Origin of the sequence: Vibrio sp. 10N.222.55.B11, assembly GCF_041473705.1 — a bacterium.
Lineage (GTDB): Bacteria > Pseudomonadota > Gammaproteobacteria > Enterobacterales > Vibrionaceae > Vibrio > Vibrio crassostreae_C.
Genome location: NZ_JBFRST010000064.1, coordinates 75,825 through 90,254 on the forward strand (window position 1 = coordinate 75,825; position 14,430 = coordinate 90,254).

Consider the following 14,430-nt stretch of genomic DNA (forward strand, 5'->3'; position numbering starts at 1 on the left):
TACAAGATAACGAATGTAGTGATCTTATGTATATGAATAGTTTTGATATTTATATGTTGTAGATAGAAAAAAGGCCAGCAGGAGCTGGCCTTCATAAATTGAATAAAATTATTCTGGAGTACAGTTTGTAGCGTCTGCCACCATTGCAGCAGTGGCTTCGTTAGTACCGCTTGCTTCTGTGTAACGAACACAGTTAGAAGTGTAGTTATCTAGACCAAAGTAAGCTACGCCCGCAGTGTTACCGCTACGATCAGCCTCACGAATGAAGATAAAATCAGTACCAATACCTTGAACAATCGCTGAGATTGCAGTGGATGTAGCTTCAGGGTAACCCAAGAAGGTCTCAATTTCTTGAGTACCAACACCAGTACTTACAGCGCCAGATGTAGATTCAATACCAGCAATTGCAGCTTTACCGTAAATGATGCCAGATGCACCTTGGATAGCACCCGCTAGACCTTCAAGAGTTGCGTTCTTCGCATCATCTTGCAGGTTTAGGAAACGTGGTGCCGCAGTTACAGCAAGAATACCTAGAATAACAATTACAACCACTAGTTCGATTAGGGTGAAACCGCCTTGTCTTTTCATAGTTAAGCTCTCTCTATGTTTAATTTTACGCAGACTTACTGCAAAGTTACGGTCACACGACCAGTTTTAATTTCGTAAACAAATTCATGCTCAGTACTACCTTCTAATTGAACGTAAGTACAAGTTGCATCACCTGAATTCGCTTGCGCTGAATATTTGTAATTTGAGTCGTTAGCGACATCTGCCACTGCACCTACTTTAGGTGGATTTTGCAGCAAGTTTTCCATCAGTTCAGAACATGTTTCATCTGAAATATCTTGTGGCGCGGTGCTCGAATTATTGTTCAGAGTCCACGGATAGCCATCTCGAAAGTCAGTATCGACGTTGCTACTGTTCTTTGATCTTGTTAACCAAAAATCAACACCATCATAATTTACAGTATTGTATGTCTCAACACCAATCTTCTCTGACGGTCTTGCTTCTGCTTCCCACTGTGCTCTTGCCGACAAAACAGCGGTCGCAAAACCACCAGCGACACCTTCAATGCTTGATTTCTTAGCTTCATCAGTTACATCGAGAAAACGAGGTAATGCAGCAACCGCCAATAAACCAACGACCACGATCACTATCACTAATTCGACAAGGGAGAAACCCTTTTGATTCTTAAGCATTTTCTACCTACTCATCTAATTATTAACGCGCATTATACATTCGCGCACGTATAAAACCATACTAAAACTGTCAATATTTTCACAAAGCCAAAATATTGGCTTTTACACTAAACCTTTCTCTTTCAAGTAATATATCTACCTGATATTTATCAGCATAATGATAACTACAGTGAAAGTGTCTGTTGTCACTTTTATCTTCAACTCTTGGAGAGCTTAGCCCTAAAATGCTCCCTTGAGGATATAATTGATCCAGCCAATAATTACAGTCTCGCTCCGTACCTTGGATAGGCATTACCCACCCAGTTCTGCTGTAGATCTTTGGGGGTTCCGAGCCTTCTTCTTGCCCAGCACCCGATAACAAATACTGCTGTTTGAACAAATTGGCTTGCTCTAAAATCCGCTTGCTCGCGACGATAAATGCCGTGTTAGTCGCTTCTTCTTCTACCGTTTTGAATGCCGAAAGCACACCGACAATAAGAAAAAGAATAACCACTGTCCAAATAACAAAACGTGAGCGTTGTAGGTTATTTAGCATTCCCTAGCCTTTGATCGCATCCAACATTCCCCACATCGGCAAGAAGATACCTAGCGCCAAAATCAGCACCATGCCTGCAACGATGGTTAACAAAATGGGTTCAATTCTGGCGGTTAAGGTTTTCAGATCGTAATCGACTTCGCGGTCATAAAAATCAGCCACTTCAAGTAATAGCTCATCAATACGACCCGTCTCTTCACCGACGGAGATCATTTGTATCACGAGCGGTGTGAAAATTTCGCTGTTAATCGCGGTCGACGAAACCGTACTACCGGCTTCAATGGCCGATTTCATGGCTTGAACTCGCAACTCTAGAAAACGGTTATCTAAAGCTTCCGCCGAAAGCGCTAGCGACTGGTTCAGTGGAACACCCGCTTTAAGCATCAAAGCAAAAGTACGCGAGAAGCGTGACAACAGTGCTCGATTCACTACCCCGCCAATGACCGGCATTTTTAAGCGTAATCGATCCCACTTTTCCAAGCCTTTGTCTGTCTTCACCCAAGCTTTAAAAGCGAAGATAAGACCAAAGATCACTCCAAGCATTAAGCCCCAGTAATTCACAAAGAACTCAGACATACCAATCAAGATACGAGTAGGCAGCGGCAAGTCGACACCAAAGCGCGCAAACATGCTTGAGAACTGTGGAATAACCTTGATGTTAAGAATGAACATTGCAATCAAGATAAAACTGATCACGAATGTTGGGTAACGCATCGCAGTCTTAATTCGTTTGCGAGTCTCAACTTCTTGTTCGTAATATCCAGCTAATTGCAGTAAAGCCTGATCTAGACGGCCTGTGTTTTCACCAACGCCAATCATCGAGACAAACAACGGACTGAATACCTTTGGGTGCATCTGCATTGACGCCGCTAAGCCGCGACCATTAGTTAGCTCAGCAACCACCTCTTCCAAGGCGGCTTTCAGCTGCTTATTTTCGCAGTTTTGAGTGAGGCCTTTCATCGATCTTAATAGTGGTACACCCGCTTTGGTTAGGCTGTATAACTGTCGACAAAACAGAACCAACACCTCTAACGGTACACTCGGAAAGAACAGACTCGATACATCCATATCTAAGACTGAACCACCACTTTTGCCCAGTTTGATAGAGGTTGGAATGATCCCTTTACTCATCAAGCTTTCAGCAGCAAGATCTTCGTTATTCGCGTCTAATTGCCCACTTACTTGACTACCATCAGAGCTGCGACCTACATAACGATACGTTGGCATATCATTCTACCCCTACAGATAAATTGGGTCAGTGGCACCGGACGCATCACCTTCGCCAAGATGCATTATCTCATCAAGACTCACGACACCTTGCAGAGCCAATTCCATCGCAGAAGCCAATAACGGTTTATAGTTTTCAGACTGTCTCGCCTTTTGAGCAAAACCTACCGCATCATTAGCTCTCAGCGCATCCATCATGTTTTGCTCTAGCTCCAACATTTCAAATACACCAATTCGCCCGCGGTAACCGGTTAAGTTACAGTTCTGGCAACCACGGCCTTTCATAAACGGCACACCTACTTGGTTAGGGAAACGGACGCTCAGCCATTGCTTGCGAGGTTCATCTAACTCATCCTCAACCTTACAATCTGTACACACTTTACGAACTAATCGCTGTGCGACTACTGCTCGAACAGCGCTCGCGACCAAGTAACCCGGAGCACCCATATCCATCATACGCAACGCGCTGTCTACCGCATCATTGGTATGTAACGTACTTAATACTAAGTGGCCGGTCAGTGCAGCTCTCAAGCCTATCTCAACGGTTTCGTGGTCACGCATCTCACCGATAAGAATAATATCGGGATCCTGACGTAGAAAGGTTCTCAAGATAGTAGAGAAATCGAGATTGATCTTAGGGTTTACCTGAACTTGATTCACACGAGGTAGGCGGTATTCCACCGGGTCTTCCGCAGTAATGATCTTTTTACCCGGTTCGTTTAATTCACTTAACGCGCCGTATAAGGTTGTTGTTTTACCTGAGCCGGTTGGTCCGGTAACCAAAATCATGCCATGTGGACGGCGCAATTGTTGACGCAGACGAACCAACAGATCACTCGGTATGCCCGACTCTTCTAGTTTACGTAGGCCTTCTGACTGGTTAAGAAGACGCATAACCACTGATTCACCGTGCTGTACTGGCATGGTCGACATACGAATATCAACCGACTGACCTTTAGATCGGATATTAAAGCGACCATCTTGAGGAAGACGTTTCTCTGAAATATCGAGGTTTGCCATCAGCTTCAAGCGCAGTACAAGTGCAGAAGCGATATTCACTTCATTCAGCAATGTTTCATGCAGTACGCCATCAATACGCTGACGAAGACGCAATACGTTTGAATCTGGCTCGATATGAATATCCGAAGCACCAACCTGAATAGCATCTTCAAATAGCGAGTTGATCAGCTTAACGACGGTAACTTCATCACTGTCTTCTTCAGCGATATCGAAATCAAAGGCATCATTAACTTGGTGTTCAGCGTGAAGCTGTTCTGCAAACGAGGCGATCTCTTTGGTTCTTCGATAATAGCGATCGAAGCCATCAACCAATTGCCTTTCTTGAGCAACAACGAATTCCAGCGCGTAATCGCCGAGCTGACCAAGCAAAGACTCTTGGGCAAACAGATCCGCAGGGTCACTCATTGCAACACGCAAAGTGTCACCTTGGCGCCCAATCACTAAGGCACGAAGGCGACGAGCATGTACTTCTGGCAAAAGCTGTACCGCTTCAACATCGACAACGGCTCGGCTTAAATCAATAAGAGGAATCGCTAACTGCTGCGACAAAAAGCTCAGCATTTGCTGTTCTGACAAGAAGCCAAGCTCAATTAGCGCATCACCGAGCTTACGCCCAGTACTTTTCTGAGCGGCCAGTGCTTGTTCAACTTGAGCCTCAGTGATAATGCCTTCTTCGACAAGCAAATCACCAAGTCTTTTTCTTAATCTAATTTGCATCGCCGCTCTCCTCTAAAGCATTGAGTATTTTTAACCGGTCACGCACAAAGCTTTGTGATTGAGATGAGATACCGACTCTGGTTAACGCACCTTGGTATGACGCTTTAGCAGCTGTGAAATCGAGTTGACGTTCTTGCTGAATCGCTAAGCCTAACCACCAGCGAGCATTATCTGAATCGACCTCAACCAACTTTTGGTAACTTTCCAATGCCACTTCTTCTTGCTGACTCTTTTGACTCAAGGCCGCACGCATTGCTAGATACTCTTGAGTTGGATGCGGAGGCATGTGTACCAAAGGGCTCAGCGCCGCTTCTGATTGATTCGCTTTAACAAGCAGTTTAGATAACCCTAATCGCAATTTTTCACTGTTGATGTTGAGCTTGATACCAGACTGATAAAGCTCATAGGCTTTGCGAGTATCGCCTTTACCAAAATAGAGAATCGCAAGTTTCTGACGGACATCTTCATTTCTTGGGGTATAACGCAGCGCCTCGGTATAACCTTTCAACGCACCAGTAAGATCGTTCGCATCAAGCGCTTTCTGAGCTCGACCTTGTGCATTCACAGATAGCTGTTCCGGAGTTAACTCAACCTGTTCGATCAACATTCCGCTATTTTCTGAATCACCAGAGGCTACAGGCTCATTAGAGATAGACGCAGGGGCTTTTTTTGCCACACTAGCAACGTAAATCGGTTGGGGAATTTCAGTCTTAGTCGTTTCAGGCACGCTTAGAGCTTTAGCCGGTGTTTGTTGTTTTGTCGCTTTTGGGGCAGACATAACAACTGATTCGGAAACACTAGGCTTAGATTGAGCGCTTTTTGCCATCGCAGTGTTTTCTGTTGAAAGGATCGCAGAGTCTAGTGTCACCAATTTCTTAGTTGGCGATGAGATAGGTTGAGCAACTCCCTGAATGCCATTTGAATCATCAACGACAGAGACTTGAACCTGTAAATCTCGAGTTGAGATTGACTGCTCAACAATAGACTGATCAATCACAGGGCCTTGCGATATCGCCCAACCGCCCATCGCTAAGCTCAAAGTAAAACCTGCAACAACCCAAACTAGGGGGGAACGCGTTTTTACTTTAGGTACGACTGCCGCTTCAATCGAAGTCGCTGACTTTTTCTTTGCCAATTCAGACAAGGCGTTGTTAATGACGCTCATAATTAATTCCAACCCCACAGTATTGGCGTTTTAAATTTAGGCTTACACACATCGTACGTTTCATGCATAGCTGAAAAAAGATGTTGGTTGTCGATACTTTTCTTATCTTCACTGAACGAAAGCAATAGAGCCTTATGGCAAAGTTGGTTTATCAATCTAGGGATACCTAACGACGAACGACAGATCGCCTTTTTTTGATTCAAGCTGAATAACTCAGGACTGCCACCAGATTTAGCGATTCGATTATCAATATAAGCCACCGTTTCATCGAGATTCAGCGGTCTCAGTGTCGAACTAAATGTGATTCTTTGGCGAAACTGCCTTAGGTGATAAGCCTCTAATCGAGCATCCAATTCTGGCTGACCTAATAGAACAATCTGCAGCAGTTTTTTATCTTCCGTTTCAAGGTTACCAAACAACCTTAATGTTTCGAGCGCTTCATCCGATAGAGCCTGAGCTTCATCAAGAATAGCCACCACTCTTAAACCAGAATTGTGCAATTCAATGAGCTTATGCTGAATGTTATCAACCAAGGTTGCTTCATTATCGACAGCTAAACCAAGCTCTGTTGCAACCGCCTGGCGCAAGTCTGCCCCTGATAACACGGGGTTTGGTAAGTAGATCAGAGCTGTACAGTCATGTAGGTGATTGACCAACATCCGGCAAACCATGGTTTTTCCAGTGCCTACCTCTCCGGTCACCTTAATCACGCCCTCGCCCATTTCCAACGCCGAGATTACCGTCTGAATCGCTTCGAAATGAGGCGCTAAACCATAGAAGAAATCGGTATTCGGCGTTAAGGTAAATGGCAGTTGTTCAAAACCAAAGTGAGCTTGATACATACGACGACCTAGCTTTGTGAGACACTGCCACTCTATATAGAGAAAATAAGCAATTACTCTTCATCAGGGAACCACTGTTGAAGAAGATCACGTGAACGCTCCAACTCATTTTGCCAAGTATTCACACCCACGATCGTTGGCTTAAGCAAGATCACGAGTTCAGTTTTTTGCGTTAACTGATTGGTGTTACGGAACAAATGACCTAAGGCTGGAATATCACCGAGGAATGGAACTTTAGAGGTCACATCACTGGTGTTGGATTTCATCAAACCACCAATAACAACCACATCGCCATCTCGAGCTCGAATCACTGAGTCAGACTCACGAATAGAGCTTTTCGCCAAAGGAAGCTGCACCACACCCGTTGTAGAACCAAGGTTGAGCTCTTTCACTTCTTCCTCGACCTCAATAACGGCTGGGTGAACATGTAAGAATACGCTACCTTTATCATCTATCTGAGGGGTCACATCTAAGGAGATACCCGAAAAGAACGGAGTTAACTCAACCTCAGGTGCGACGTTCGCGTTGTCACCACTGCCTACCGCGCTAGATAAATCCGTCACGTAGTATTCGTCAGTACCCACTTTGATAACCGCTTTCTGGTTGTTTGCAGCTGTGACTCGTGGGCTTGATAGAACGTTCAGGTCACCTTGAGTATCCATAAAGCTCAATACCGCTTCAAAACTGCCATCTGAGATCGTTACGTTGGTTTGCCCGCCTAACAAAGAGCTGATCGCATCTAATGGAGGCAAAGTTCCACCAGGTCGATCAATTACCACACCGCCGCTGCCAATCGACTTAGATAAATTAGACCAGCTAATACCTTGTTGGTAACCATCACTCAAGGTTACTTCCATGATTTTGGCTTCTAGGATAACTTGACGCTGCAGGCGTTTTTGAGAAATACCTAAGAACTCTCGAACCTCACGAATTTCGTCAGGGTAAGCACGCACTGTAATCACACTCGCTTGCGGGGTCACGACAACGCTTTGCCCATCGCCCGAGCCAATTAAGTGAGCAACCGCCGCTTCAAGCTGTGGCCAAAAATCACTTTCAGAGGTCGTTTCAATCTCTGTACCACCATTCGATGTCGAGTTTGATGAATTAGAAGAGTTAGATGAATTTGACGAGTTTGAGTTCGAGTTTGAAGAGCTCGATGAATTCGAATCTGAGTTAGAGATCGTGCCGGTGGTGATCGTCGTTAGTGAGCGACCAGAACGCTTAACTTGTAAGTAATCGACAGGGATCGTTACGGTGCGAAGACCGGCAGGATAAACTTGAATCACTTTGCCACGCTTTTCAATATCGTAGCCATACATATCTTGAGCAACAGCCAGTACCTCATCTAACGTCACGTCCGTTAGATTAAGCGTAAGGTTTCCAGACACACTTGGGTGAATAGCCGCACTATATTCCGTACCTTTCACTAAGCTGGCAAAAAAAGTTCTCGCTTCAACGCCTTTTGCCTGAATACGAAAACGCTTAACCGTTTCCATCCCCGGAGACATCGAGTCAGAATTAAGCTGAGGCATAAGGTCATCTTGAACCGACGAAGGCAGCTCATGAAGCGCTCTGCTATTGGCTTCATTAATTGATTCGTTTAAAGACTCTTTAATCTCAACAGGATCTCTATGCCCCATCGAACAGCCGACTAAAGATGACACTAGGATTGCTACTACAAGTTTACGCATGTCTTCACTCTAACCTTAATTATTCTTAACATCTAAAGAGAACATCTCTAATTTCCACTGCTTAGAGCTTCTCTGCAGAGTGACGTATTCTGGATCTATGTTCTTAACTCGGTACCCTCTGATCGTTTCCCCTTGTCCGAGAATCTGACCATTCATAATCGCATAGCAAGGCGTATCTCCCTTACACACGATGCTTTCTAAAGAAGGCAAGCGATAACGAGTTGGTGCTTTCTTAGCAGGCGCCGTTTTTTGTTGAGGTGAAAGCCAGCCTAATGGCGCCGTGGGATCTTGCTCAGCCCACACAAAAGAGCTACTAAATAGCAAGGACAACAAAAGAGTTCTAACCACCGATAAACTCCTGTCTAGTACCTAATGTGTAAACCTCGAACACCAGTCGAGCTTTAGGATATTCTTCTACTGAGTATTCAAATGTGCGCCAGTAGTAACTCACAGGTAGAGACTCAAGTGCTTGAAGGTAAGCTGAGATATCAAAGTAACTGCCGGTTAGCTCCATTCTTACAGGGTGAAGAAAGTAGCCTGAATATTCGCTGGTCTCTTTATTGTTCGAAATCGCTTCTGGTTTTAATGACTCTAGCGATTCAAGCTTTAGTCCATTACCGGCGTTAAGAACGCTCTCCAGTAACTGCGACATTTGAGAAGGTGTGATTAATCCATCAACAATCTGAGAAAGCTGAAGAGAGAGATCTTGGCTCTCCACCAGCAGCTTTTTGTACTCTCGATTAATTTCTTTGTCTGGGTCTTTGTTTAACTGAGCTTGCAGAACAAGTAACTCACCTTGCTGCCTTTGATTCGATTGAGTCAGGCTGCTCGCCTTGGCATTTTTAGCTTGTAGATCGAGATACGCAGGCTCAACCAATAAGGTGAACAACAACATCGATAGGCCAACAAAACCACACACAAAAAGTAGCCATTTTTCTCTTTGACTTAATGCAAGAAACTTATCGCTCAGCTGGTTCCACTGCTGCATTATTTACTCTCCCGACGAGTACTTAGCTCAAACGTCACCACATCCTGATCATTACGGCCAATTTTTAGTTTTTCAAAAGTGCGTCCGACTAAATTAAGCTCACTTTTAAACTGACCAATCCAGTTCGGAACGACATTTGCGTTACGAGCCAAGCCACTAAGATCTAAAGTATCGTGGGTCATGTAGATGTGCGAAAGAGAAATGTCATTTCGGCCTAATTTAGCTAAGGAATTCATGACGCCAGAATACCCGACTTGTTGGGATTCGTCGTATTGTCCAACAGCCTTCAAAGCCTCTTTTTTAGCCTCAGTCTCACGTTTGAGACGCGCAACCGCCGCGACTTTCTCTGGAGACGGTTTATGCTGAGTTAACTTACTATTCAATTGGTTAACTTGCTTGTTAAGTTGATTCGAGTCTTGTTGCAGGGCTGTTAGCTCTTTATCTAGATTAGAAACTTGATACTGCATTGCGAAGTAACCACCAAGCATCAAAACACAAACTACTCCCCAGCTCGCAACAACATTGGTCAGCGTAAAATATTCTTTTTTAGGCTTAAGGTGTTCAGGGTAAAGATTGACCTTAAACGTCTCTTTTTCAGCTGCAAGTTTAAGCAACAAACTCTCTGAATTATCACGCTCACCTTCAACCAACAGTGAAACTGTCGAGCTCAATGTACTGTTTAAGGCACTTTGTAACTCTGCTTCATCTTCTTCGTCACAACAGATTTTAAGCTGGTGAAGCTGGGTGCCTTTAATTTGAGAAGAAAGGTAATCAATCGAGCGTTGAAGCTCTAAAGCGAGGCCATCTAACTGCAGAGCACTTGACGCAACACCCGTTAAAGGTGGCACAACACTGCGGATGGTTCTTTGAAAACAAACGGTATTTTCGACAAACGCACCCAATTTAAAGTGTGAATTGACGCTACGTTGTAAAAGAATGAAATTAGACAGTTCGCCTGCACTGTAACCCCAGATTTCATCTTCAGGAGCAACACCTATTAATTCAACCTGAGCCGAATTAGTGATATTCAAAAGCTTGTCCAACAGCTTTTTAGGCAGGACATATACTTGCAGCTTGTTCGACGTTGGTAACGCGACCGCACTCGCAGTAATTTCCGTGACTCTTTCTGAAACAAGATCTTTGAGTAAAAAAGGCAGTGCTACCGACCATTCACTCTCTGGAATGTCCGGTTTATCAATTTGGTAGGTTTGGTAGTAGTTAGCACAGACAATCAGTTGGACGCTATTACTGGTAAACGCCTCACTGCTAAGCGATTTTTTTAGCGCACTCTCCCAGTCCCCATTAACCACGGGAATGCTGGCTACTTGAGGATCTTGTTCTGTCGATGAAATATAAATGGCGTCATTGCCCAGCAAGACAACTTGCGAGCTACCTTTATTATTCGTTGGCTTTATTTTGTCTAAAATCGCTTTAAAATTCATTCTTAACTACTACTCTTACGCCATCGATTTCTTCGTCCAACTTTGACAACAGATTCCGCTTTCGCGGCTTTTTCTGCTTGATTAGGCAAAGGGATAATTTGTTGTTCTTCGTCGAAATATCTCCCTTGATAGCCGTTAATGCCTAACTCTATCAAGGTATTCTTTTCTTGTTTTGTCTCGACTCCAACGGCAATAACTTGAGTTGGAGAATCACCACACGCCCCAATTAAGCTGCGAACAAACAGTTGGTTCTCATGCCTTTGGTCGATTTTCTTTATTAGGCTTCGATGAAGCTTAATATAATTAACCTTCAAATCCTTTATATAGTGAGTGCTAACAATGGTTCGCCCAGCTTGGCCAACCACAACTTTACACCCTAAACCTCGCAACATCTTTGCCACCGGTCTCATATAATCAAGATGAGCAATCAAGTGCCCTTCTGGAAACTCAAACGCAAGCTGAGAGCGGTGTTGAGCAGAGAGCTGTAACAACTCACTCCTAAACCACTTAAAGTGCTGTTTATTAGCAAACGGGGTAACATTCAGATTCACTGAATAGTTGATAGGTTGAGTTGATTCTTTCAACGATTTCAACACAACCTTTAGAACCGATTGGTCCATTTGAGCTTGATAACCCACTTGCTCTACCGCAGGCATAAATCGAGACGATTTCAATAAACCTTTGTCAGGATCCTGAATTCTAGTAAATATTTCTCTATGCAATTCATTAACTTGACCAGATTCCGGCATAAGATAACACCGCTGAGCAAAGATTACTAAATTTTCAGGAAGCAGCGCTTTATCAAGTAATGTTCTCCAACGAACACTGCCTCTATCAAGCTCATTCTTATTCTCTTTCGGGTAACGGCTCCAGTTATTAATACGCTCTAACTGAGCACTCTTTAGTGCCGTTTCCGTTTCATCCATGATCTGGCTATGACGCTCACCTTCGGTATACATGGTCACACCAATATGACACCAGTTATCCGACTCTAAAGGCTCTGGCGGAGTTAGCTTATCTAACTGCCTTAAACACTGAGCAGCCAAGGTCGCAATATCTTTTGCGCCCTGATGAGGGATAAATACAGCAAAGTCCGCTTCGTAATAGCGAGAAAAAATGACATCGGGATAGCGTTGAACGATATTCGACAGTACTTCACCGACTTCAATAATAAAGCCGTCTGTGGTTTGCTTATCGTTAGCATCACTAACTTGCTCCCATTCGTCGATACGTATCAGTAACACACCGCCTCGAGCACCACTTTCATGCAGTGCCGATTCCAGCTTATTATCGAATAAAACTCGGTTTGCCGTTCCCGTGAGTTTATCTAGGAAAGTATGGGTACGAATAAAGGTATCAAAGCGACTTCGTTCTTGACGAGCATCTTGTAGCTCTTCAATCAATACATCTAAGGCTTCGCTTGCGGTATAAGGCCACTCTCGCTCATCTCCCTTTGCATGAGCTTCAACCTGACCGGCCAAGATCATTCTTCCTCGCTCTTCCAAGATTTCAGAACCCATGAGTTGTTCTTTCAACCAACGAACACCGCGAGCAAGACAGAACAGAACCAATGCGACAGCCAAAGTAATTGACCACATCGCTTCCATTGAGTAGTTGTAGCCAATATAAGGAGGAAGTGCTTTAAATTCGATTCGGTAGCCTTCATTACGCTCTAAAATGAAGCTTTTCTCATAAAGACGATTGGGATCAATTTGTGGGGAGGTATCTTTGAAACGATAAACGATGCCGGTCTTGTTCGAGAGTTTCATCTCAACAATATTGCTCGCCTGCAACATCTTAGGCATCCAACGCTGCATTGAATACGCGGCGTCAGGGTCTTCCATCTCTTTATCTACAACGTCGACAATGCCAACCAAATAATGGTCTAAATATTCCTGTCCAATACGCTTAAAGGAAAGTGTGCCACCAATAAAAAGAATGAACATCGCGCTGATCACTATCACGGTGACAAATGCGACCAATCGAGTGCTCAATTTTAGTGTCGGGGTATATCTCATGAATAACGAAATCCTTTTCAACTCACATTATACCGTATTGCTACTTATACTATAAATTGACGTTGTAAATAAAGCGTTAAGAATTGTAGGTAACAAAAAGCCGCGATGAACGCGGCTTTTTCCAATTTAATACTGTCTTTATAATATATTAAAAACAGGGACTAAAATGGGATGTCATCATCAAAATCCATTGGCGGCTCATTATATTGAGGTTGAGCCTGCTGAGGAGCTTGTTGAGGTGCTTTTGGCTGCTGTTGAGCGGGAGCACTGTATTGTTGTTGCTGTTGTTGTGGCTGCTGTGGCTGACCCCAACCACCTTGCTGTTGGTTGTTACCCATGCCACCTTGAGCAGGAGCACCACCTTGAGCACGGCCGCCAAGCATTTGCATTACACCATTGAAGCCTTGAACAACCACTTCAGTTGTGTAGCGATCTTGACCGCTTTGATCTTGCCATTTACGAGTTTGAAGTTGACCTTCAATGTAAACTTGAGAACCTTTACGTAGGTACTCACCAGCAACTTCCGCAAGCTTGCCAAACAGAGCAACACGGTGCCATTCTGTTTTTTCACGCTGCTCGCCAGTTGCTTTATCACGCCATGACTCTGACGTTGCAATGGTAATGTTCGCTACTGCGCCGCCATTTGGCATGTAACGAATTTCAGGGTCATTACCTAGGTTACCCACTAATATAACTTTGTTAACTCCACGGCTAGCCATGATTTGCTCCGTCTAAATTCATAGTCTCAGAAAATTTTAGCGCACAAGAATAGCATGCTTTTCTGCAGTGATAAATCGCATTCCTATTCTCTCCTCACTACAAAGAATAAAAACGTAACAAATCATGATATTCAGAGCGATGTTGCTTTTTTCTCCACTTACAAACCACTCATTTACTTTGATAATTGATATTCAACGCAAGTCACTATCAAGGCGCTAGAGAAGCTAAAGCCTGCATGACAACGTGGAATCTAATCCCACTCAAACAGGACGTTTCAATGAGAAAATCAAGATACGCTCGCACTTTACACTTTCTGTGCATCGACCCAAACGATACCTATCTACATGTAAAAGAGATAGAAAAGCATTTATCTATTGTTCTCTACAAAATGACACCCGACGAATTAATGCTAGTTGATAGAAAGCGGAGTAACCGGATCTTGCTCGTCGATTACAGAGAGGTACCACAACTACTGATTATTTGTCCTAACCTGACTGTTATGTGGAAAAATCACGAAATCATTTTATTCAATGTCCCCCAGCAACTTCCAACCTCAGAGCTTCTTACCTATGGGGTACTAAAAGGACTCTTTTACAACACTGAACAAAAGGACAAGATTGCTCGTGGTCTTCAAGAAGTCATTGATGGCGATAACTGGCTGCCAAGGAAGGTAACCAATCAACTGTTGTTTTATTATCGCAATATGGTCAATACCAACACCACACCAACCAATGTTGATTTAACCATTCGTGAGATCCAGGTGATTCGCTGTCTTCAATCCGGGTCTTCAAACACACAAATCGCCGATGACTTGTTTATTAGTGAGTTCACGGTTAAATCTCACCTCGGCGTTGTTGCCTAAATCA

The 14,430-nt window shown here is 43.9% G+C and carries 13 protein-coding genes and 1 pseudogene; 1 reads left to right on the forward strand and 13 read right to left on the reverse strand.

Annotation, left to right across the window (positions count from 1 at the left end):
* Positions 1-108 precede the first annotated feature (108 nt).
* The 13 genes from AB4503_RS22220 to AB4503_RS22280 form a co-directional block, all read right to left on the reverse strand.
* Positions 109-588, reverse strand: coding sequence for a type II secretion system protein (locus AB4503_RS22220; protein ID WP_065584678.1), 480 nt, complete (start codon positions 586-588; stop codon positions 109-111).
* A 35-nt stretch (positions 589-623) separates the two neighbouring features.
* The gene (locus tag AB4503_RS22225; RefSeq protein WP_017062964.1) at positions 624-1,199 is read right to left on the reverse strand and encodes a prepilin-type N-terminal cleavage/methylation domain-containing protein; all 576 of its coding nucleotides are present in this window, start codon (positions 1,197-1,199) and stop codon (positions 624-626) included.
* Between the two features lie 79 nt (positions 1,200-1,278).
* Positions 1,279-1,734: an MSHA biogenesis protein MshF gene (locus AB4503_RS22230; RefSeq protein WP_136982203.1), complete on the reverse strand. Its 456-nt coding sequence runs from the start codon at positions 1,732-1,734 to the stop codon at positions 1,279-1,281.
* 3 nt (positions 1,735-1,737) lie between these two features.
* Positions 1,738-2,961 (reverse strand): type II secretion system F family protein, encoded by a 1,224-nt coding sequence (locus AB4503_RS22235; protein ID WP_017061351.1) that lies wholly within the window; start codon positions 2,959-2,961, stop codon positions 1,738-1,740.
* Between the two features lie 12 nt (positions 2,962-2,973).
* A complete protein-coding gene (locus AB4503_RS22240) occupies positions 2,974-4,698 on the reverse strand; it encodes a GspE/PulE family protein (protein WP_372115737.1) in 1,725 nt (574 codons plus the stop codon).
* Entirely contained in the window at positions 4,688-5,863 is a 1,176-nt protein-coding gene (locus tag AB4503_RS22245) for a tetratricopeptide repeat protein (protein ID WP_372115738.1), read from the reverse strand. The genes AB4503_RS22240 and AB4503_RS22245 overlap by 11 nt, the downstream gene beginning before the upstream one ends.
* Positions 5,864-5,865: 2 nt before the next feature.
* The gene (locus AB4503_RS22250) at positions 5,866-6,705 is read right to left on the reverse strand and encodes an ExeA family protein (RefSeq protein ID WP_017061348.1); all 840 of its coding nucleotides are present in this window, start codon (positions 6,703-6,705) and stop codon (positions 5,866-5,868) included.
* Between the two features lie 53 nt (positions 6,706-6,758).
* Positions 6,759-8,396, reverse strand: coding sequence for a pilus (MSHA type) biogenesis protein MshL (gene mshL, locus AB4503_RS22255; RefSeq protein ID WP_017065932.1), 1,638 nt, complete (start codon positions 8,394-8,396; stop codon positions 6,759-6,761).
* Between the two features lie 15 nt (positions 8,397-8,411).
* The gene (locus AB4503_RS22260) at positions 8,412-8,744 is read right to left on the reverse strand and encodes a hypothetical protein (RefSeq protein WP_017061346.1); all 333 of its coding nucleotides are present in this window, start codon (positions 8,742-8,744) and stop codon (positions 8,412-8,414) included.
* Positions 8,737-9,384, reverse strand: a complete 648-nt coding sequence (gene pilO / locus AB4503_RS22265; protein WP_017061345.1) for a type 4a pilus biogenesis protein PilO — start codon at positions 9,382-9,384, stop codon at positions 8,737-8,739. Before pilO ends, AB4503_RS22260 begins: the two co-directional genes overlap by 8 nt.
* On the reverse strand, positions 9,384-10,826 hold the full coding sequence (locus AB4503_RS22270; protein WP_017065934.1) for an MSHA biogenesis protein MshI: 1,443 nt from the start codon (positions 10,824-10,826) through the stop codon (positions 9,384-9,386). Before AB4503_RS22270 ends, pilO begins: the two co-directional genes overlap by 1 nt.
* Positions 10,827-10,828: 2 nt before the next feature.
* Complete coding sequence (gene csrD / locus AB4503_RS22275; protein ID WP_017062969.1) at positions 10,829-12,844, reverse strand: RNase E specificity factor CsrD; 2,016 nt, start codon at positions 12,842-12,844, stop codon at positions 10,829-10,831.
* Between the two features lie 161 nt (positions 12,845-13,005).
* Positions 13,006-13,563 carry a single-stranded DNA-binding protein gene (locus AB4503_RS22280; RefSeq protein WP_017061342.1) on the reverse strand — a complete coding sequence of 186 codons (558 nt, stop codon included), beginning with the start codon at positions 13,561-13,563 and terminating at the stop codon, positions 13,006-13,008.
* Positions 13,564-13,841: 278 nt separating this feature from the next.
* Between AB4503_RS22280 and AB4503_RS22285 the strand changes: the two are divergent.
* Positions 13,842-14,411: pseudogene (locus AB4503_RS22285) on the forward strand (LuxR C-terminal-related transcriptional regulator); the annotation flags it as partial.
* Positions 14,412-14,430: the final 19 nt, after the last annotated feature.

Bases quoted from the DNA above. Each gene is read 5' to 3' on its own strand.
- AB4503_RS22280 (WP_017061342.1), bottom strand. From the start codon at position 13,563: ATGGCTAGCCGTGGAGTTAACAAAGTTATATTAGTGGGTAACCTAGGT.
- csrD (WP_017062969.1), bottom strand. From the start codon at position 12,844: ATGAGATATACCCCGACACTAAAATTGAGCACTCGATTGGTCGCATTT.
- AB4503_RS22220 (WP_065584678.1), bottom strand. From the start codon at position 588: ATGAAAAGACAAGGCGGTTTCACCCTAATCGAACTAGTGGTTGTAATT.
- AB4503_RS22235 (WP_017061351.1), bottom strand. From the start codon at position 2,961: ATGCCAACGTATCGTTATGTAGGTCGCAGCTCTGATGGTAGTCAAGTA.
- AB4503_RS22250 (WP_017061348.1), bottom strand. From the start codon at position 6,705: ATGTATCAAGCTCACTTTGGTTTTGAACAACTGCCATTTACCTTAACG.
- mshL (WP_017065932.1), bottom strand. From the start codon at position 8,396: ATGCGTAAACTTGTAGTAGCAATCCTAGTGTCATCTTTAGTCGGCTGT.
- AB4503_RS22230 (WP_136982203.1), bottom strand. From the start codon at position 1,734: ATGCTAAATAACCTACAACGCTCACGTTTTGTTATTTGGACAGTGGTT.
- AB4503_RS22240 (WP_372115737.1), bottom strand. From the start codon at position 4,698: ATGCAAATTAGATTAAGAAAAAGACTTGGTGATTTGCTTGTCGAAGAA.
- pilO (WP_017061345.1), bottom strand. From the start codon at position 9,384: ATGCAGCAGTGGAACCAGCTGAGCGATAAGTTTCTTGCATTAAGTCAA.
- AB4503_RS22270 (WP_017065934.1), bottom strand. From the start codon at position 10,826: ATGAATTTTAAAGCGATTTTAGACAAAATAAAGCCAACGAATAATAAA.
- AB4503_RS22225 (WP_017062964.1), bottom strand. From the start codon at position 1,199: ATGCTTAAGAATCAAAAGGGTTTCTCCCTTGTCGAATTAGTGATAGTG.
- AB4503_RS22245 (WP_372115738.1), bottom strand. From the start codon at position 5,863: ATGAGCGTCATTAACAACGCCTTGTCTGAATTGGCAAAGAAAAAGTCA.